Source organism: Roseovarius sp., from assembly GCF_965228755.1.
In the GTDB taxonomy this organism is placed as follows: domain Bacteria; phylum Pseudomonadota; class Alphaproteobacteria; order Rhodobacterales; family Rhodobacteraceae; genus Roseovarius.
The window spans coordinates 1,237,205-1,255,926 of record NZ_CBDDIG010000005.1 but is presented as its reverse complement, the minus strand read 5'-3'; the positions used below and the strand labels follow the sequence as shown (position 1 = coordinate 1,255,926).

Below are 18,722 nucleotides of genomic sequence, written 5' to 3'. Positions count from 1 at the left end.
TCCGCACGAGTTTCCGTGCGGCCTTTCGCAGCGCGCGCCGCCTACGAGCGCATGCCGCGCATTTTTTCGGCTTAATCCTCAAACCCGGTCCAAGGATTGAACGGGCGCGACTTGCGCCGTTCAAACAACTTGCCCAAGAAGCTATCCTTGGGCGGCCGACTAAACAGCGGCACACCTTGCGCATCGCCTATGCTATCCACAGCCAACACGGCCTCTGCCTCGCCGCGCCCTTCGCCAACCAGTTCGGAATAATCGCCTGCCGTCATGGCATCCCACGGCTTCATTTGCAGCCGCTCGCCCGTTCGCCGCGGGATTGACGCCGGTTGCCCGTCAGGCAAAAACACCGGCATTTTCCCCGCGCTACCCAACGTAGGCCGCGCCTGCGGCCGCAGTTGCGGAGCGCCGAGCGTTTGCCGCGTTTCCTCCACCACATGAGGGATCGAAAACCCGAACGACTTTTCCGGCGGGGGAGGGCGGCGGTCATTTCTGTCCCGCCAGTATTTTAGCTGTTCCTTGGCTTGTTCCAGCCTAAGCCGCTCAACCTCTTGCTCTTGGGCAATGGCCTCGCGATTAAACCAGCTATCAGCCACGTCGCCGAGCGCATCGGCGACAAACTGTGTCGAGGATAGCGGCGGGATACTCCCGATGTTCGCCTGCACATTCGGCGCCCCGGCACCGGCAATCGCCGTTACCGGATTAATACCGGCGGCCAACGCATCGGCGACCCGAATCTGGATACCCTTTTCCGCTTGCCTTTTCGCCAAGTAATATTGCGCGCCCGCGATCTTTTTCGCGCCGTTGTCGCCGCCAAGCAGGCCACCAACGGCACTGATCACGGAACCCCACGGGAACGCCATTACATGCCGCCCGTGCAGAACGCCCCGAATACCTCGGGATAATTCGCAGCGACGAAACCGCCGACTGCACCGAGGATTACGGGAATCATCTTACGCAGCACCATAAGAACGGCCTGTAACTTCAAGCTCTCAAGCATTTTTTCCTCCCTGCGGGGCGGCTTCCGGAGCTTGCCGGGCCTTTTTGAGATACGCCACATAATCATCAAGCGTGATGATTTCATGGTTAAACAACACGCCAAGTGCCTTAAGACACTCGCTTATGTGCTTCTTTTGCATGGCTTTTGTCCTTTTCAACTATACGTTGTGGATACAACCACAACGCGTTTTCTGGACCAAAATCAGCCAGTGGTTCATTTTTGGACCACGTAAGGCGCATAATATATATTATGTTAAAAAAAGATTATCCGACATACATAATTCCTGCAATCACCCCAACCACTTACCCGCCAAAGCTCAACTCTGTCACCATCTCCACCACCGCATTCCATGTCCCCTCCGCCCATCTCTCCACAGCCCCGAACATCCCCGCACCGGGCAACTTCGCCACACCTGCCGCGCCTCGTGCCACCGCCTGCACGTGAGCACTCGACAGTTTCTGCATCTTCCGATTTAAATGCCCGCAATAAGGGCGCATAATCAATGACTTCGATCCTCGTTCTCAACGGTCCCAACCTCAACCTGCTGGGTCAGCGCCAGCCGGAGGTCTATGGCGCCACCACGCTGGCCGAGATCGAGGCAACCTGCCGCGCCAAGGCCCGGGACATGGGGCTCGGCCTCGACTTCATGCAAAGCAATTCCGAGGGCGCGCTGATCGACGCGATCCATGCCGCCCGCGGCGTGCATGACGGCCTCATCCTCAACGCCGGCGCCTATACCCACACCTCCATCGCCCTGATGGACGCGATCAGCTCGGTCGAGCTGCCCGCCATCGAGCTGCACCTCTCCAACGTCCATGCGCGCGAGTCCTTCCGCCACACCTCCTATATCGCCCGCGTTGCCGTGGGCGTGATCTGCGGCTTCGGCCCGGCCGGATACGAGCTGGCCATCGACGCCATGGCCCGACACCTCGAGGCGCGAAAGTGATCCCGGCGGAGGAGCTGAACGCGCTGATCACGGCGCCCAGCATCGAGCTCCTCTGGGACATGCACACCCGCCACATGCACCGCTATGGGTTCGACCGGCTGATCTACGGCTTCACCCGCTACCTCACGCGCCATTCCCTCGGCGATCCCGACGATTTCGTCCTGCTCAGCAACCACGACACCGCCTATACCGACCGTTTCATCGGCCAGGGCCTCTATTTCAACGCTCCCATGGTCCGCTGGGCGCTGGAAAACGACGGCGCGCGCTCCTGGTCGCTCCTGCAGGACATGATCGAGATCGGCGCCCTGACCGAGGAAGAGCGCAAGGTGGTCGAGTTCAACCGCTCGATGGACGTGGTCGCCGGCTACTCGATCAGCTTCAAGTCGGTCTCGACCCGCGCCAAGGGCGCCATCGCGCTCACCGCCCGCGCCGGCATGACCCAGGCCGAGGTCGACGAGGTCTGGGCCGAACATGGCGAAGACATCCTGCTGCTCAACAACCTCACCCACCTGCGCATCATGACCCTGCCCTATACCGGCCCGGCCCGTGCCCTGACCGACCGCCAGCGCGAGGTGCTGGAATGGGTCGGTGACGGCAAGACGGTGCAGGATATCGCACTGCTCATGGGGCTCACACCGCCCACGGTGGAAAAGCACCTGCGCCTTGCGCGCAAGGCGCTCAGCGTCGAGACTACGGCCCAGGCGGTGCTCAAGGCCGCGTTCCAGAACCAGATTTTCGTGGTCGAACGCTAGAATTGTACGGTGGGATACTGATTTTTACCGGATGGTAAGGAATCCCGTACTTTCCTGACGCAACGTAACGTCGCATTCTGTCACCGTTCCGTGAGTGGTGGCTTAAAGCCTGGAACGCGAGATCGGAAATCCCTTGCGATTTCAGGGCTCTTCGGTCTCCCGGCAGTGCGCCGGATGCCGGCTGTGGCGCTTTTTTGTTCGGGCGTCCAGCCGGCGCTTACCTTCCGTCATTCATCCCCAAGATAGCGGCGGCGGGGTCATGGCGGCGCGGTTCCTTTTTCAAGGAGCCGCGCCGCTTTTGATGGTCCGGCCGCGCAACTCACATGAAAAGGGCGCCCCAAGGCGCCCTGATCAAACGGTTTTTTTCGGATCGGACGGCTCAGCCACCGGCCGCGGTCTTGGCGACCTCGGCGGCGAAATCCTCGTCCTTCTTCTCGATCCCCTCGCCCACTTCCAGGCGCACGTACCCGGCGATCTCGGCGCCGGCTTCCTTGGCCGCCTGCGCGACGGTCAGGTCGGGGTTGATCACGAAGGCCTGGCCCAGAAGCGTGACCTCGGCCATGAACTTGCGCATCCGGCCCTCGATCATCTTCTCGATCACCTGCTCCGGCTTGCCGGATTCGCGGGCGATGTCGATCTGGATCTGGCGTTCCTTCTCGACGATCTCGGCATCCAGCGACGCCTCGTTCAGCGCGGCCGGGTTGGTGGCGGCGATATGCATCGCGACCTGCCGGCCAAACGCCTCGTCACCGCCGTTGAGCGCGACCAGCACGCCGATCTTGCCCATGCCATCGGCCGCGGCGTTGTGGATGTACGAGACAACCGACTGCCCCTCGATCTTGGCCATCCGGCGCACCGACATGTTCTCGCCGATCGTGGCCACCTTGTCGGTGATCACGTCGTTGACGCTCTTGCCGCCCAGGTCGGCCGCCTTCAGCGCCTCGATGTCCGACACGCCAAGCGCGACGCCGGCGATGTCCGACACCATCTTCTGGAAGTCGGCGTTCTTGGCGACGAAATCGGTTTCCGAGTTCACCTCGACAGCCACGCCCCGGCCACCCTCGACCTGAACGGCCACGAGACCCTCGGCCGCGGTCCGGCCCGATTTCTTGGCGGCCTTGGCCAGCCCCTTGGTGCGCAGCCAGTCGACGGCGGCATTCATGTCGCCATCATTCTCGGTCAGCGCCTTTTTCGCGTCCATCATGCCTGCGCCCGTCGTATCGCGCAGTTCCTTCACCATCGCAGCAGTGATCGCCATCTCGGCTCTCCTCAAATCTTCAGGATCGTGTGGCGGCGGACTACCCCGCCGCCCGTGTCAGTTTCGTGAAAGCGGCTCAGCTTTCGGCCTTCTCCTCGGCCTCTTTCTTGACCTCTTCGGCCGATTCGAGGTCGTAGGGCGCGTCCTTGGCCACGGTATCGTCATGCGCGGTCTCTTCGCTCACGGCGCCGGTCTCGACACCGGTCGATTCGGCGGCGGCCTCTTCGACCGGGGCGTCTTCCATGGCGCCGATATCGACGCCGGCGGCGCCCATCTGCGCCGACATGCCGTCAAGCGCCGAGCGCGAAACCAGGTCGCAGTAAAGCGAGATCGCCCGCGCGGCGTCGTCGTTGCCGGGGATGATGTAATCCACCCCGTCGGGCGAGCAGTTGGTATCGACCACGGCCACCACCGGGATGCCCAGCTTCTTCGCCTCGGCAATCGCCAGCGCTTCCTTCTTCACGTCGATGACGAACAGCAGGTCCGGCAGGCCGCCCATCTCGCGGATGCCGCCAAGGCTCGCCTGCAGCTTCTCCTGCTCGCGCTCCATGCCCAGGCGTTCCTTCTTGGTCATGCCCTCGGCACCACCGCCCAGAACCTCGTCGATATGCGCAAGCCGTTGAATCGACTTGGAAACCGTCTGCCAGTTGGTCAGCGTACCGCCCAGCCAGCGGTGGTTCATGTAGTATTGCGCGCATTTCTCGGCCGCCTCGGCGACGGGCGCGCTCGCCTGCCGCTTGGTGCCCACGAACAGCACCCGGCCGTTCTTGGCGACGGTCTCGCGGATCACGTTCAGCGCCGCGTCGAGCATCGGCACGGTCTGCGTCAGGTCGATGATGTGGATGCCGTTGCGCGCGCCATAGATGAACTCGCCCATGCGGGGGTTCCAGCGTTGCGTCTGGTGGCCGAAGTGAACGCCGGCTTCCAACAGCTGACGCAGATTGAACTCGGGAAGAGCCATGGTCTTTTTCCTTTCCGGTTTACGCCTCGGCACGGGGAGAGAAGCGGGATGCTTCAACCGGTGGACCGCCGGGGATGTCTCCCCCGGTCAGCCCGCCCATGCCTGCGGGATTGAATGGCGCGCATATAAACGCAGCAGCCCCCCGGCGCAAGCCCCCCGCTGCGATCCGTGCTATGCTCCGGCCAGAGGAGACACCGCCATGCCCCGCCGCACCGAAGAGGAACAGTTCGCCTATCTCAGGCGCATCATGCCGATGACCGCCGCGCTGATGACGCTCGCCACCTTCATCATCATCCGCCTCGCCGGCCATTCGGTCGAGAAATCCCTGCTGATCGCCGGCATCATGCTGGGCTTCGTGCTGCTCAACTGGCTGATGCGGGTGCTGCTGGGGCCCAAGGGCTACATCGTCGCCATCGCCGCGCTGGCCCTGATCGGCTGGCGCCTGCAACGCTCCGGCCTGCTCTGAAGCGCCCACGGCCCCGAAATCTTCCAAAGATTTCGAAACGCTTTCTTCCCAGGAAAGCGCCCCCACCCCGCCTCAACCATTGCGCGACCCTCTGCCCGTGCTACCCTGACGCCACGGTGCCCGCGCCGCCCGACCGCGCCAACAGAAGGTCCCGCCGATGACCCGGTTCGCCCTGCCTGCCCAACTCGCCGACCTGATGGCCGTCCACGCCGCCCGCGATGCCGCACCGGAACCGGCGGAACTTCCCGCCCCGGCCACGGCCTTCCTCCTCGACCTGCTCGCCGCCTCCTTCGCCCGCGCGGCGCCCGACGCGCCCGCCCGCCTCTTCTCGATGGACGCGGTCGACGAGTTCGATTTCGTCGCCAATGCCGAGGGCGACGGCCGCCCCGATCCCGATCCCGACCCGGCCCAACCGGAGGATTCCGACCCGGATCCGGCCCCGCCCCCGGTGACGCCCGACCCAGCACCCGACGAACCGCAGGAGGATGGCCGCCCCGCCGGCGCCCTGCCCGGCCCGCCCGGTGCCCCGACGCCCCCGCCACCGCTGCCCGACGACAACGGCGCCTTCGGCCGCCCGCCCGATGCCGAGCCCGCCCCCCTTCCCCCGGGCCCCGTCACCACCTACACCAGCCCCGGCCCCGCCGGCTCGACTTACAACGTCACCATCGAGTTCGAAGGCCCCTGGACGGTCGAGCTGCAAGAGGCCTTCATCGCCGCCGCCGACTATCTCGGCACCCTCATTCTCGAGGATATCCCCGACGTCTTCGTCGACGGCGTGCTGATCGACGATATCGTCATCACCGCCACGCTCGCCTCGATCGACGGCACCGGCGGCGTGCTGGGCAGCGCCGGCCCCCGCGTCCTGCGCGACGATGGCAGCTACCTGCCCGCCACCGGCGCCATGACCTTCGACATCGCCGATGCCGAGAACCTCCACGACAACGGCAACTGGAGCGCCGTGGTCCTGCACGAGATGCTCCATGCGCTCGGCTTCGGCCCGCTCTGGTCGCTGATGGGCCTGCTTAGCGGCTCCGTCGCCTCGGGCGACCTGCGCTTCACCGGCCAGAACGCCATCGACACCTACAATTCCGAGTTTCCCGGCATCGCCGGCGCCGATTCCGGGTCGCTCACCGGCGTGCCGGTGGAGACCGACGGCGGCTCCGGCACCGCCGGCGGCCACTGGGACGAGGCGCTGTTCGACCAGGAACTGATGACCGGCTATGTCGACGACGGCAGCTACATCTCGGTCATGACCATCGCCACGCTCGAGGACATGGGCTACGACACCGTCTTCGACGATCCCTACGACCCCGACGACCTCTTCGGCCCGATCCCCGCCGACCCGCTGAACACCGATCTCATCGCCTGAGCCTGGCTCGGCAGCGATCCACGCCGCCCGGCGCCACCCCGGCCAGCTCCGGCACCGCGGCCGCCAGCAGGCCGTTCAGTTCCCGGCTTCCCACCGGCGCGTAGAACCACGCCGCGTCGTCCCAGAACACCAGCCACTTGCCGCAGCCCGCCAGTTCCGGCGCCGGCTCCCGCGCCTCGTCCTCCGACTCCGCCTCAGCCTCCGCTTCCGCTTCCGCCACGACCAGCCCCCAGCGCCACGGCCCCTCGGCGCCATGCGCGATATCCTCCACATGGCCGAAATCATGGCCCGAAATCTCGAACGGGTCCGCCTGCTCGGGATTGGTCAGCACCGCCCGCAATTCCGCCTCAGTCAGCCCCGTCTCCGCCGCGTAGCCCGCCAGCAGCGCCCCCGGCACATGCGCCAGCCGTTCCTCCCGCCGCTCCCGCAACTGCCGCGCCTGCACCAGCCAGTCCATCCGCACGCCGGAAAACCCGCCCGCGCCGGGATCGACCGACAGGTTCAGGAAGTCCGAGATCACCTCGCTCCGCCGGGCCTCCTCGTCCTGCCCGATCAGCCAGGCCTGCGGCAGGTTCGCCGCCAGCCCGGCCGCCACCAGCAGGGCCAGAAGATAGTACCGGTATGTCCGCAGAAGCCGCTTCACGCCCATCGTCCCTCGTTCCCCGCCCCGGTATCCCCCAGCCGCTCGCCCGCCTCAAGCCCCGAACCGCACCGCCCGCCGCGTTAACCCCGTCCCCGTCGGTCGGAAACACCGACAAAATACCGACGTCATACCGACACGATACCGACCTCCGCTTTCGCCGCCAGATCAACCCGTTAACCCCGATTCGCGCCCCCTGCCCCGGAATCCGCCTTGCACCCGCTTTCCCGACACGCAACATACCCCCCATGACAGACATCCTCTGCATCGGCTCCGTCCTGTGGGACGTGATCGGCCGCTCCGCCAGCGTCATGCGGCAGGGCTCCGACGTGCCGGGCCGCATCACCCGCCTCCCCGGCGGCGTCGCCCTCAACATCGCCATGACCCTGCTGCGCTTCGGCCTGCGCCCCGTCCTGCTCAGCGCCGTCGGCCGCGACCGCCAGGGCGAGGAACTCCTCGCCCGCTGCGCCGCCATGGGGATGGAGACCGCCCATGTCTACCGCTCAGACGACCTGCCCACCGATCGCTACATGGCGGTCGAGGGCGCCAACGGCCTCATCGCCGCCATCGCCGACGCCCACACGCTCGAAGCCGCCGGCCCCCGCATCCTCGAGCCCCTCCGCGACGGGCGCCTGGCCCAAGAAAACAAGCCCTATACCGGTCCCGTCGCGCTCGACGGCAACCTCACCGCCGAACTCCTCTCCGAGATCGCCCGAAGCCCCCTCTTCGCCACCGCCGACCTCCGTGTCGCCCCCGCCTCGCCGGGCAAGGCCGAGCGCCTCCTGCCCTTCCTGCAACACGCCCGCGGCACCCTCTACGTCAACCTCGAGGAGGCCGGCCTCCTCTGCCAGCAACCCTTCGCCACGGCGCCCGAGGCCGCCCATGGCCTGCTGAAACGCGGCGCCCGCCGGGCCATCGTCACCGATGGCGGCAACCCCGCCGCCGACGGGCTGGGCGACAGAGTGCTCACCGGCCAGCCGCCCCAGGTGCTCGTCACCCGCGTCACCGGCGCGGGCGACACGTTCATGGCCGCCCATATCGCTGCTGAGACCGCCGGCGCCGACCGCGCCACCGCCCTCACCCGCGCCCTCGACGCCGCCGCCATCCACGTCTCCGGAGACATGAAACTTTGACCGACATCACCTATTCCCCCGAGGTGGCCACCGCCCTTGCCGACGGTGCCCCCGTCGTGGCCCTCGAAAGCACCATCATCACCCACGGCATGCCCTGGCCCGACAACCTCTCGACCGCCCGGCAGGTCGAACAGACCGTCCGCGACAACGGCGCCACCCCGGCCACCATCGCCGTCCTCGACGGCACGCTGCACGTGGGCCTCACCGACCCCCAGCTCGAAACCCTGGCCCAGGCCAAGGACGTCGCCAAGCTCTCCCGCGCCGACCTCGCCGTCTGCATGGCCCGCGGCGGCACCGGCGCGACCACCGTCGCCGCCACCATGATCGCCGCCCGCCTCGCCGGCATCGCCACCTTCGCGACCGGCGGCATCGGCGGCGTCCACCGCGGCGCGGAAACAAGCTTCGACATCTCCGCCGACCTCCAGGAACTGGCGCAAACCCCCGTCACCGTGGTCTGCGCCGGCGCCAAGGCCATCCTCGACCTGCCCAAGACGCTGGAGGTGCTGGAAACCCTCGGCGTCCCCGTCATCGCCTACGGACAGGACAGCTTCCCCGCCTTCTGGTCACGCACCTCCCCCCTGCCCGCGCCCCTGCGCCTCGATACGGCCGCCCAGATCGCGCAGGCCCACCTCGCCCGCGCAGCGCTCGACATCCCCGGCGGACAGCTCGTCGCCAACCCCCTCCCCGCCACGGCCGAGATCCCGCCGGAGGAGATCGACCCCATCATCGCCCAGGCCACGGCCGAGGCCGCCGAACAGAACATCACCGGCAAATCCGTCACCCCCTTCCTGCTCGACCGCCTCTTCGAGCTGACCCACGGCCGCTCGCTCGAGGCCAACATCGCGCTCGTGCTCAATAATGCGGCCCTCGCCAGCGCCATCGCCACGGAAATCGCCAAACGGCTAACTGCACCCGCCTGATGGGAAAACCCATTGTGGCGGGATGCAGAAGGCCTTAATTAACATCTGTCCACCTGCGGCAGAAAAATTGAAATGAATACGCCATTTGACGACGATACCCCCAAGCGCCCCGGCCCCTTCGCCGGGCTGCGGGCCAGCTTCCTGACCGGTATCGTCGTGATCGCGCCGGTGGGCCTGACCATCTGGCTGGTCTGGACCCTGATGGGCTGGGTCGACAGCTTCGTCCTGCCCCTCGTGCCCTACAACATGCGCCCCGAGAACTATATCGGGATCAACCTGCGCGGCGTCGGCGTCATCATCTTCCTCCTTTTCACCATCATCGTCGGCTGGATCGCCAAGGGGCTGATCGGCAAGTCGCTGATAAGGTTCGCGGAATCCCTCGTCGACCGGATGCCGGTGGTGCGCTCGATCTACTCGGGCGTGAAACAGATCGCCGAAACCGTCTTCGCCCAGACCGAGCGCAGCTTCGAAAAGGCCTGCCTGATCCAGTACCCGCGCAAGGGCATCTGGGCCATCGGCTTCATCTCGACCGTGGCCCGGGGCGAGATCACCGAGAAGGCCGAAACCGGGGGCGAGCTGCTGTCGGTCTTCGTGCCGACCACGCCCAACCCGACCTCGGGCTTCCTGCTCTATTTCCCGAAAGAGGACGTGATCGAGCTCGACATGTCGATCGAGGATGCGGCCAAGCTGGTGATCTCGGCGGGGCTCGTCTACCCCAATATGCCCGCCCCGGGCGAAGGCACGCCCGCCAAGCGCGACCGCGCCGCCTGAGCCTCAGGAATAGGCATCCGCCAGGTCGACCGTGCCGCGCGCGCCCAGGTCGTCGCGATGCGCCTCCAGGAACCCCTCCGCCGCCCGCCGCCCCGCCGCCTTCAGCCGGCTCAGCGTCAGCGGCGTCGGCATCAGCTTGGTCGCCACCGACATGTCCCGCATCAGCCGGTCGTCGGATATCATGTGCACGAACAGCCGCTTCATCGCGCCCTCGTTGATGATGTCCTGCTCCAGCAGGCGCTGCGCGAAGTTGATCGCCCGCAATTCCCGCAGAAGCGAGCTGTTGAAGCTGATCTCGTTGATCCGGTTCTGGATTTCCTGCGGCGACCGCGGCACTTCCGGCCGGTCCAGCGGGTTGATGTTGACGATCACGATATCCGCCGGCAACTCCGGCCGGAACAGCGGGAACAGCGCCGGGTTGCCGGTATAGCCGCCGTCCCAGTAATGCGCCCCGTCAATCTCGACCGCCTGGAACAGCGTCGGCAGACAGGCCGAGGCCAGAAGGCTCTCGGGGCTGATATCGTCGCCGGAAAAGATCCGGATCTTGCCCGAATGCACGTTCGTCGCGCCGACGAACAGGTACGGCCCCTCATGCGCACAGACCTTCTCGAACGAGAACTCCCGCGCGATCCGCTCCAGCGGATTGACGTAGAACGGCCCATAGGCATAGGGCGAGATCACCCGCGTCATCGCGTCGGCCACAAGGAACTGCGGCGAGGCTTCCAGCGCCGTGGCCACCTGCCCCGGGATCAGAGGGTTGCCCGCCATCCACCCCGGCAGCCGCAGGTCGTTCAGTGCCCCCATCTGCCGCCACAGCCAGTCGAGGCTTTCCCGCGCCCCCTCGCGCCCGCCGCTCAGCCAGCCCGACTTGTAGGCCGCCCCGTTCAGCGCGCCCGCCGAGGTGCCGGTGATCGCCGCCACCTCGATATCTTCCTCGTCAAGCAGCCGGTCCAGCACGCCCCAGGTGAACGCGCCATGCGCGCCCCCGCCCTGAAGGGCAAGGTTGATCCGCTTGGTCATGCGTCACCCCCGGTCGGCAAGATGCCAGCGCGTCCTTACAGCGCCGTCCAGCCGCCATCCACGCTGATCGTGGTGCCCGTCACCTGCGCCGCGGCGTCCGAACACAGGTAAAGCGCGGTGCCGCCGATCTGCTCGACCGTGGCGAACTCCCGCGAGGGTTGGCGCTGCAGCATCACGTTCTTGATCACCTCTTCGCGGCCCATGTCGTATTCCTTCATCGTGTCCGGTATCTGCGCCTCCACCAGCGGTGTCAGCACGTAACCCGGACAGATCGCATTGGCCGTAATCGGTTCCTCCGCCGTCTCCAGCGCCGTGACCTTGGTCAGCCCCACGACCCCGTGCTTGGCCGCCACATAAGCCGACTTGTAGGGGCTCGCCGTCAGCCCGTGCGCCGAGGCGATATTCACCACCCGGCCCCAGCCCGCCTTGCGCATCATCGGCAGCGCGGCGGCGGTCGTATGAAAGGCCGAACTCAGGTTGATCGCGATGATCGCATCCCACTTCGCGACCGGGAATTCCGCGATCGGCGCGACATGCTGGATGCCGGCGTTGTTCACCAGGATATCGCAGCGCCCCGCGTCCTCCACCAGCTTGCGGCAGGCGTCGGGGTCCGACATGTCGGCCTGGATATAGCGCACCTTGACGCCGAACTCCTTGCCGATGTCACGGGCCAGCTTGTGATCCTCCTCGTTATCCGTGAACGAGTTGATCACTACCTCCGCCCCGGCCTTCGCCAATTCCCGCGCGACACCAAGCCCGATCCCCGAATTCGACCCCGTGACGATTGCTGTCTTGCCTGAAACTGACATGGTTTTCCCTCCGCAAGCGGTTTCAATGATATCCTCGGGCCCACATAAGCCCTGCACCCGGACCCTGCCATGCTGCGCCTGCAAAATAAACGTGATAATCCCGCGCAGGGCCGCAATTCACAGTTCTGTTGATTTCACGGTGTTTAACCGTCAGGACAAACCGCAGACGACCGGAAAGATCACACCATGCACGACTTCGACCACCAAGACGGCCCCTCCGACTGGCTTGCCGCCGAACTCGCCGACACGCTCGACGAGGATTTCGAGCTCGAGATGTCCGAACCCGCCCTGTCGATGGAAATCCGCCGCATCTACCGCGAGGCGCACCCGCCCTCGCTCGAGCGCAAGGATTACTTCGTCAAGCTGCTCACCCTGCAATCCGAACTCATCAAGCTGCAGGACTGGGTCCAGGCCACCGGCGAAAAGATCGTCGTCATCTTCGAGGGCCGCGACAGCGCCGGCAAGGGCGGCGTCATCAAGCGCATCACCCAGCGCCTCAACCCCCGCATCGTCCGCGTCGCGGCCCTCCCCGCCCCCTCCGACCGGGAAAAGACGCAATGGTATTTCCAGCGCTACGTCCCCCACCTCCCCGGCGCCGGCGAGATCGTCCTCTTCGACCGCTCCTGGTACAACCGCGCCGGCGTCGAGCGCGTCATGGGCTTCGCCTCCGAGGCGCAGGTGCAGGATTTCTTCCACGACGTCCCCGAATTCGAGCGCATGCTCGTCCGCTCCGGCATAAGGCTGGTCAAATACTGGTTCTCCATCACCGACGAGGAACAGCAGCTCCGCTTCCTCATGCGCATCCACGACCCGATGAAACAATGGAAGCTTTCGCCGATGGACCTGCAAAGCCGCGTCAAGTGGGAGGCCTACACCAAGGCCAAGGAAGAGATGCTGGAGCGCACCAACATCCCCGAGGCGCCCTGGTACATCGTGCAAGGCAACGACAAGAAGCGCGCGCGCCTCAACTGCATCGACCACCTCCTCGGCCTCGTCCCCTACGAGCCCGTCGAACACGAGGATGTGACCCTGCCGGACCGCGTCTACAATTCCGATTACGAACGCCGCGTGCTACCCGACGACCTGTACGTTCCACAGAAATACTGACCGGCCCGCCAGGGGCCGCGATGCAGGGGGCGCTTCGGCGCCCTTTCTCGTTGAAGGGGGAAAGCCCGGTGACCCAACCCGCAGCCAAAAAAAAACGCCGGCACGAAGCCGGCGTTAAGTTATTGAGGCAGGTTTCATACAGGCAAGAAACCTATCGAGCAGTGACCCCTTTATAAGCAATCCGGCGCCGTGATCCAAGCTAAAAGTTTGAAAAGACGCGAAACCGTCTTTACGGTCCCTGCCAGCCCTGCAAAGACGTGACGGGATTGTTGCCGAAATGAGATCAGAAATTTTCAGGCGCGCCCGGCTCTGCGTCGCCTCCGCCGCCCTCGTCCTGACCGCCGCCACGGCCCGCGCCGAGCCCGCGCATGGCATAGCTATGTATGGCGATCCCGCCCTCCCCCCGGATTTTGTGTCCCTGCCCTACGCCAACCCCGACGCTCCCCGCGGCGGCGCCGTGGTGACCGGCAATGTCGGCAGCTTCGACACCCTCAATCCGTTCACCCTCAAGGGCGAGGCGCCCTGGCAATTGTCCTACCTCACGCACGAGTCGCTGATGGGCCGGTCCTACGACGAACCCTTCACGCTCTACGGCCTACTCGCCGAATCGGTCGAGACGGGGCCGAATCGCGAGTGGGTCGAATTCACCCTCCGCGAGGACGCCCGCTTCTCCGACGGCTCCCCCGTCACGGTCGAGGACGTGATCTGGTCCTACCGCACCATCGGCGAGGAAGGGCACCCGAAATACCGCTCCTTCTGGAGCCAGGTGGGCGAGATCGAGGCCACCGGCCCCCGCACCGTCCGCCTCACCTTCACCACCGAGGACCGTGAACTGGCTCTGCTGGCGGGCATGCGCCCCATCCTCAAGAAATCCCAATGGGACGAGCTCGACTTCGCCGCCGCAAGGCTCGAGGATATTCCCGTCGGAACAGGCCCTTACGTGGTCGAGAACTACGAGATCGGCCGCCACGTCACCCTCCGCCGCAATCCCGATTACTGGGGCAACGACCTCCCGTTCCGCCGCGGCACGATGAATTTCGACGAGATCCGCATCGAGTTCTACGGCGACAACACCGTTCTGCAGGAGGCCTTCAAGGCCCAGGCCGTCTCCTACCTGCGCGAATTCAACGCCGAACGCTGGGCGACACAGTACGATTTCCCCGCCGTCGATCGCGGCGACATCGTCCTGACCGAGATCCCGCACCAGAAACCCTCCGGCATCACCGGCTTCGTCTTCAACACCCGCCGCCCCCCGCTCGATGACTGGCGCGTGCGCGAGGCGCTGATCCGCGCCTTCAACTTCGAGTATGTCAACGACACGCTCACCGGCGGCCGCCAGCCGCGCATCACCTCCTATTTCTCCAATTCCGACCTCGCCCTGCAGCCCGGCCCGGCCAAGGGCCGCGTCCGCGAACTGCTCGAACCCTTCGCCGACACCCTGCCCCCCGGCACGCTCGAAGGCTACCAACTGCCCGAGGGCGACGGCACCAAGCGCAACCGCGGCAATATCCGCGCCGCCATGAAACTCCTCAACGAGGCCGGCTGGACCGTCGAGAACGGCGTGCTGACCAACCCCGAGGGCCGCCCGCTGGTGCTGAACGTCCTCCTCCGGCAGGACGCGCTCCTCAGCCAGGTCACCACCTACATGGAGATCTACAAGCAGGCGCTCGAACGGCTCGGCATCGACCTGCGGATCGAGACCATCGACAACGCCCAGTATCTCGCCCGCGAGGCGGAGTACGATTTCGACATCACCTTCATGCGCCGCGACCTCTCGCTCTCCCCCGGCAACGAGCAACGCCTCTACTGGGGCGCCGAGGCCGCCGACCAGCCCGGCGGGCGCAACCTGATGGGCATGAAGTCCGACGCCGCCGACGCGATGATCGACGAAATGCTCTCCGCCCGCACGCGCGAGGACTTCCTCGCCGCGGTCCGGGCGCTCGACCGGGTGTTGATTTCAGGCCGCTATGTCATTCCGATACATCAATATTCCGAGGGCCGGATTGCGCATGTGAAGGAATTGAGTTATCCACAGGATCATCTGCCGGTCTACGGGGATGGCGTTTGGTTCCTCCCGCAGGTCTGGTGGTATGAGGCAGAAGACCGGTAACAGGCATAACAAGAAACCACGAGGGTGGACCAATGAAGAGGCTGATTGCTTTGGCGCTGATCGCGGCAGCACTGACCGGCTGTGCAACGATCGACGGCGTTGGCCGGGATATCTCGGGCGCGGCACGCGGCGTACAAAGCTGGTTCTGACACCAGCGTCATCTGATTGTTACATGCTTCCGCTAGGGCGCGAGGCATGAATATTCTTGTGCTCTGCACCGGCAATTCCGCCCGGTCGATCCTGCTCGAATCCATCCTGAACACCGAAAGCGTCGGCCGCGTCCGCGCGTTCTCCGCCGGCTCGCAACCGGCGGGCCAGGTACATCCGCAGTCGCTGAAACTGCTCGAGGAGAAGGGCCACGACATCACGCATGCCCGCTCCAAAAGCTGGGACGAGTTCGCCGCCGACGACGCGCCGCTGATGGACATGGTGATCACCGTCTGCGGTTCGGCGGCGGGCGAAACCTGCCCCGTCTGGCCCGGCGCCCCGGTCCGCGCGCATTGGGGCGTGGAAGACCCGGCCGCGGCCCCCGAGGCGGAGTGGGAGGCGGCCTTCAACGAGGCTTATGACAAGCTCGAGCGTCGCGCCCTGGCGCTGCTCGACATGAACTTCGAGACCATGGAACAGGGCGAGCTGAAAGCCACGCTCGACCGCATCGGTCAGCAAGACTGACCATTCCGCGAAAGCACCCTGTTGCGCGCCACACAAGATCTTGCCTGTTGCGCGCTGTACGGCGCATCAACACCCCGCGAAACTGACCAAAACACCGACGCAATACCGACGTCATACCGACGCGATACCGACGTCGCACCCCCAGCAAAATAAGCCCGTTAACCCGATTCGTCCGGAAACCCTGTCGACAGCCCCGAAATCACCGCGGCGTCACCCTTAGCCAAATCCCGTCCTTCCCCCTGACCGTCAGATGCGCCACCGGCATCGCCGGCCGCTCCGGCACTACCTCGAACCGGCATTCCCTGACCAGAAGCGACAAGATCAGCGGCCCCTCGATCATCGCGAACCCCGCCCCGGTACACACCCTCTGCCCCGCCGAAAAAGGCATATAGGCATGGCGCAAACACTCCTTCCCGTTCTCCGTCGCGAACCGCGCCGGGTCGAACTCGTCGGGCCTTTCCCACAGCCTCTCGTGCCGCTGCAAATGCCATGGGCTCAGCACGATCTGGCTGCCCTTCGGCACCTCCCTGTCCCGGAACTGCTCCGGGCACGCAGCCTCTCTCACCATCATCGGCACCGGCGGGTAAAGCCTTAGAGTCTCACGGAAAATGTCCCTTGCCACCCGCAGCTTGCCCATGTCGGAAAAGCCCGGAACCCCCGCGCCATAGACCTCCTCCGCCTCCGCCGCCAGCTTCTCCTGCCACTCCGGATAAAGCGCCAGCAGATACAGCGCCCAGGCCAGCGCCGAGGCGCTCGTCTCATGCCCCGCCAGGAAGAAGATCGCCACCTGGTCGACCATCTCCTCCGTGTCGAACCGCTCCCCCGTCTGCGGGTCCGCCGTGGTCATGATCTTGGTCGCCAGGTCGTCCGGCGCCTCCCCCCGCTCGATCTCCGCCATCCGCTCTGCCGTCAACTGCGTGATCAGCCGCCGGATCGTCGCCGCCGTGGCCTTCGTCTTCCTCCGGTGAAACCGCGGAAACCAACGTGGCAAGGGGATCAGCGCCCCCAGGTTCAGCACCGGCTGGCTCCGCTGATGCTCCTTGAACTCCGCAAAGACCTCCCGCGCCACCGCATGCTCGATGGGGATCGAGAACAGCGTGCGAAAGATCACGTCCGCCGCCGCGTGGCTGGTTTCCTCTTCTATTTCAAGGGGTTCTCCATCAGCCCTCGCCCGCACGCGCGCCACCGCCCCCTGCCCGGCCTCCAGCATCGCGGGAAAGGTATCGCGCAGCCGCCCGCCCTCGAAGGACGGGTCGATGATCCGCCGCTGCCGCTTCCACACCTCGCCATTCGTCACGAACACCGAGTTCCCCAGAAGCGGCTTCAACCCCTCGCGAATACGGTCCGATTTCGGAAAATCATCCGGCCGTTCCTTCAGGATCAGGTCGACCAGTTCCGGCTGGTTGCAAAGGAAAGACCGAAAGAACGGCGTCCGGTATTCCGCCATCCATGCCCGGTACAGCCTCGCCGGCTGGGCCGACAGAATATCCTGCCGAAACAACCGCATATACCGCCGAAGCGATACCGCACCCTCCCGCGCGGGGGGCTTGGGCGGCAGGGTCATGCCGCCGTGCTCGTGTATTTCGACGCCGCGATTTCGATCCGGCTGGGCGATGGCGGGCGATCCTCGAACCGCTCCGACAGGGTCATCGGCCCGGCGGTGATCCGGAAATAGTCATAATCCCCCGGCTGATCGAAGGCGCAAAGGTATTGAAAATGCAGCCGAAAAAACCGCCACCGCAGCGCCTTCCACCGCTCGGGGCTCAGCGTCTGCGTGAACGCCGCCGACAGGATAAGCGGCCAGCGCTTGCCCTCCGCTGGCGCCACCCCCGACACCGCCACCGGGTCGCACAGCGCAAAGGCACAGCCATCCCCCGGCGCCGTCACATCGACCCAGGTCAGCTCGTCGCGGGTACACAGGAACGCAAGATCGCGCCGTAACCTCTTGGCATCCGGTAGAAAAGACACCATCGGCACCACCTGCCCCAGCGACAGGAACGACAGCGTCGGCCCGTTCGCCGGCACGTATCCCAGCCGGATCAGGTCGGCCAGCACCGACACCGCCAGATGCGCGCCCGAGGAATGCCCGACGACCAGAACCTCGTCCACATCCGACCTCATCGCATCGGCAATCTCCGCTGTGAACTTCGCCATCCGCGTCTCCAGCTCCGGCGGCTCCGCGCCGCGGTGGCGCGCGGAATAGGCATAGTCATGCATCAGGTAATACGCGAAAAACTTGTTGTCTTTCCTGCGAAACCACTCCAGCGCAAACGGCACCACGACCAGCCCCGCCCAGATCAGCCAGGGATGCACATAGGCCGCCAGCAGGCTTCCCAGCCCCCAGGCCAGCCCCAGCGCGATCAGCAACTGCACCAGCAGGAACCCCACCGGGTAAAGCGCCGCGATCACCGGCCCCTTGCGCAGCCGCATCAGCCGGAACAAGGCCCCCGAGGCGATATAGACCCACGCCGTGCGGATCATCAGCAGGTAGGTCCCCACGATCCCCCGCTCCATGCTGTCACGCACGATATCGGACCAGACCAGCACGTTGAACTCGGCATCCACCGTCGCGCCGTCCATCTCGCCACGCACGCTCCAGCCATAGCGCTTCTTGCCGCGCTTGGCCTGCAGGTCGATGGCATAGCCCGAGATCTCCGCCTGCTCCGCGCCCTCTTTCCGATAGAGCTCGCGATAGCGGCGGGGATGGATCGGGTCATAGCCCGGGATGTAGAAAACGCGCCGGCGGCGCACGGTTTGCTGGGGCAAGCTGCTCATACCTCACCTCTGTTGGGCG

General features: G+C 65.5%; 21 protein-coding genes. 11 read left to right on the top strand and 10 right to left on the bottom strand.

Annotation, left to right across the window (positions count from 1 at the left end; genetic code table 11):
• Nucleotides 1-71: 71 nt before the first annotated feature.
• Genes ACO07J_RS09770 through ACO07J_RS09760 form a run of 3 tightly spaced genes read right to left on the bottom strand, consistent with a single transcriptional unit; the run spans nucleotide 72 to nucleotide 1,133 of the window.
• Entirely contained in the window at nucleotides 72-857 is a 786-nt protein-coding gene (locus ACO07J_RS09770; RefSeq protein WP_422028620.1) for a hypothetical protein, read from the bottom strand.
• On the bottom strand, nucleotides 857-994 hold the full coding sequence (locus ACO07J_RS09765; protein ID WP_422028618.1) for a hypothetical protein: 138 nt from the start codon (nucleotides 992-994) through the stop codon (nucleotides 857-859). Before ACO07J_RS09765 ends, ACO07J_RS09770 begins: the two co-directional genes overlap by 1 nt.
• Nucleotides 987-1,133, bottom strand: coding sequence for a hypothetical protein (locus ACO07J_RS09760; protein WP_422028616.1), 147 nt, complete (start codon nucleotides 1,131-1,133; stop codon nucleotides 987-989). Before ACO07J_RS09760 ends, ACO07J_RS09765 begins: the two co-directional genes overlap by 8 nt.
• 363 nt (nucleotides 1,134-1,496) lie before the next feature.
• Between ACO07J_RS09760 and aroQ the strand changes: the two genes are divergently transcribed.
• Both aroQ and ACO07J_RS09750 read left to right on the top strand, forming a co-directional pair.
• Nucleotides 1,497-1,940, top strand: a complete 444-nt coding sequence (gene aroQ, locus ACO07J_RS09755) for a type II 3-dehydroquinate dehydratase (RefSeq protein WP_422028614.1) — start codon at nucleotides 1,497-1,499, stop codon at nucleotides 1,938-1,940.
• Nucleotides 1,937-2,692, top strand: coding sequence for a LuxR family transcriptional regulator (locus ACO07J_RS09750; protein WP_422028612.1), 756 nt, complete (start codon nucleotides 1,937-1,939; stop codon nucleotides 2,690-2,692). Before aroQ ends, ACO07J_RS09750 begins: the two co-directional genes overlap by 4 nt.
• A 379-nt stretch (nucleotides 2,693-3,071) precedes the next feature.
• Here the strand turns inward: ACO07J_RS09750 and tsf are convergent, their stop codons facing one another.
• Nucleotides 3,072-3,950 carry a translation elongation factor Ts gene (gene tsf, locus ACO07J_RS09745; protein WP_422028610.1) on the bottom strand — a complete coding sequence of 293 codons (879 nt, stop codon included), beginning with the start codon at nucleotides 3,948-3,950 and terminating at the stop codon, nucleotides 3,072-3,074.
• Nucleotides 3,951-4,026: 76 nt separating this feature from the next.
• Nucleotides 4,027-4,911, bottom strand: coding sequence for a 30S ribosomal protein S2 (rpsB, locus tag ACO07J_RS09740; RefSeq protein WP_422028608.1), 885 nt, complete (start codon nucleotides 4,909-4,911; stop codon nucleotides 4,027-4,029).
• Between the two features lie 199 nt (nucleotides 4,912-5,110).
• Here rpsB and ACO07J_RS09735 point away from each other — a divergent pair, with 199 nt between their 5' ends.
• Nucleotides 5,111-5,377: a hypothetical protein gene (locus ACO07J_RS09735; protein ID WP_422028606.1), complete on the top strand. Its 267-nt coding sequence runs from the start codon at nucleotides 5,111-5,113 to the stop codon at nucleotides 5,375-5,377.
• A 157-nt stretch (nucleotides 5,378-5,534) separates the two neighbouring features.
• Complete coding sequence (locus ACO07J_RS09730) at nucleotides 5,535-6,746, top strand: leishmanolysin-related zinc metalloendopeptidase (RefSeq protein ID WP_422028604.1); 1,212 nt, start codon at nucleotides 5,535-5,537, stop codon at nucleotides 6,744-6,746.
• Here ACO07J_RS09730 and ACO07J_RS09725 read toward each other — a convergent pair.
• Entirely contained in the window at nucleotides 6,736-7,389 is a 654-nt protein-coding gene (locus tag ACO07J_RS09725) for a hypothetical protein (protein WP_422028602.1), read from the bottom strand. The genes ACO07J_RS09730 and ACO07J_RS09725 overlap by 11 nt on opposite strands.
• 245 nt (nucleotides 7,390-7,634) lie before the next feature.
• On the opposite strand from ACO07J_RS09725, the gene ACO07J_RS09720 reads away from it, so the two are divergent.
• The 3 genes from ACO07J_RS09720 to ACO07J_RS09710 all read left to right on the top strand — a co-directional run bounded on the left by ACO07J_RS09720 (nucleotide 7,635) and on the right by ACO07J_RS09710 (nucleotide 10,210).
• Nucleotides 7,635-8,519, top strand: a complete 885-nt coding sequence (locus tag ACO07J_RS09720; RefSeq protein ID WP_422028600.1) for a PfkB family carbohydrate kinase — start codon at nucleotides 7,635-7,637, stop codon at nucleotides 8,517-8,519.
• Entirely contained in the window at nucleotides 8,516-9,439 is a 924-nt protein-coding gene (locus tag ACO07J_RS09715) for a pseudouridine-5'-phosphate glycosidase (RefSeq protein WP_422028598.1), read from the top strand. Before ACO07J_RS09720 ends, ACO07J_RS09715 begins: the two co-directional genes overlap by 4 nt.
• Nucleotides 9,440-9,511: 72 nt before the next feature.
• Complete coding sequence (locus ACO07J_RS09710; RefSeq protein ID WP_422028596.1) at nucleotides 9,512-10,210, top strand: DUF502 domain-containing protein; 699 nt, start codon at nucleotides 9,512-9,514, stop codon at nucleotides 10,208-10,210.
• 3 nt (nucleotides 10,211-10,213) lie between these two features.
• Here the strand turns inward: ACO07J_RS09710 and ACO07J_RS09705 are convergent, their stop codons facing one another.
• The gene (locus ACO07J_RS09705) at nucleotides 10,214-11,230 is read right to left on the bottom strand and encodes a patatin-like phospholipase family protein (protein ID WP_422028594.1); all 1,017 of its coding nucleotides are present in this window, start codon (nucleotides 11,228-11,230) and stop codon (nucleotides 10,214-10,216) included.
• 35 nt (nucleotides 11,231-11,265) lie between these two features.
• The gene (locus tag ACO07J_RS09700; RefSeq protein ID WP_422028592.1) at nucleotides 11,266-12,039 is read right to left on the bottom strand and encodes a 3-hydroxybutyrate dehydrogenase; all 774 of its coding nucleotides are present in this window, start codon (nucleotides 12,037-12,039) and stop codon (nucleotides 11,266-11,268) included.
• Between the two features lie 186 nt (nucleotides 12,040-12,225).
• On the opposite strand from ACO07J_RS09700, the gene ppk2 reads away from it, so the two are divergent.
• The 4 genes from ppk2 (at nucleotide 12,226) to ACO07J_RS09680 (ending at nucleotide 15,928) form a co-directional block, all read left to right on the top strand.
• Nucleotides 12,226-13,146, top strand: coding sequence for a polyphosphate kinase 2 (ppk2, locus tag ACO07J_RS09695; protein WP_422028590.1), 921 nt, complete (start codon nucleotides 12,226-12,228; stop codon nucleotides 13,144-13,146).
• Nucleotides 13,147-13,423: 277 nt separating this feature from the next.
• Nucleotides 13,424-15,256, top strand: coding sequence for an extracellular solute-binding protein (locus ACO07J_RS09690; protein WP_422028588.1), 1,833 nt, complete (start codon nucleotides 13,424-13,426; stop codon nucleotides 15,254-15,256).
• A 32-nt stretch (nucleotides 15,257-15,288) separates the two neighbouring features.
• Nucleotides 15,289-15,405, top strand: a complete 117-nt coding sequence (locus tag ACO07J_RS09685) for a lipoprotein (protein ID WP_422028586.1) — start codon at nucleotides 15,289-15,291, stop codon at nucleotides 15,403-15,405.
• A 46-nt stretch (nucleotides 15,406-15,451) separates the two neighbouring features.
• Nucleotides 15,452-15,928, top strand: a complete 477-nt coding sequence (locus ACO07J_RS09680) for an arsenate reductase ArsC (RefSeq protein WP_422028584.1) — start codon at nucleotides 15,452-15,454, stop codon at nucleotides 15,926-15,928.
• Nucleotides 15,929-16,127: 199 nt separating this feature from the next.
• Here ACO07J_RS09680 and ACO07J_RS09675 read toward each other — a convergent pair whose 3' ends face one another.
• Both ACO07J_RS09675 and ACO07J_RS09670 read right to left on the bottom strand, forming a co-directional pair.
• On the bottom strand, nucleotides 16,128-17,492 hold the full coding sequence (locus tag ACO07J_RS09675) for a cytochrome P450 (protein WP_422028582.1): 1,365 nt from the start codon (nucleotides 17,490-17,492) through the stop codon (nucleotides 16,128-16,130).
• The gene (locus ACO07J_RS09670; RefSeq protein ID WP_422028580.1) at nucleotides 17,489-18,703 is read right to left on the bottom strand and encodes a hypothetical protein; all 1,215 of its coding nucleotides are present in this window, start codon (nucleotides 18,701-18,703) and stop codon (nucleotides 17,489-17,491) included. The genes ACO07J_RS09675 and ACO07J_RS09670 overlap by 4 nt, the downstream gene beginning before the upstream one ends.
• Nucleotides 18,704-18,722 lie beyond the last annotated feature (19 nt).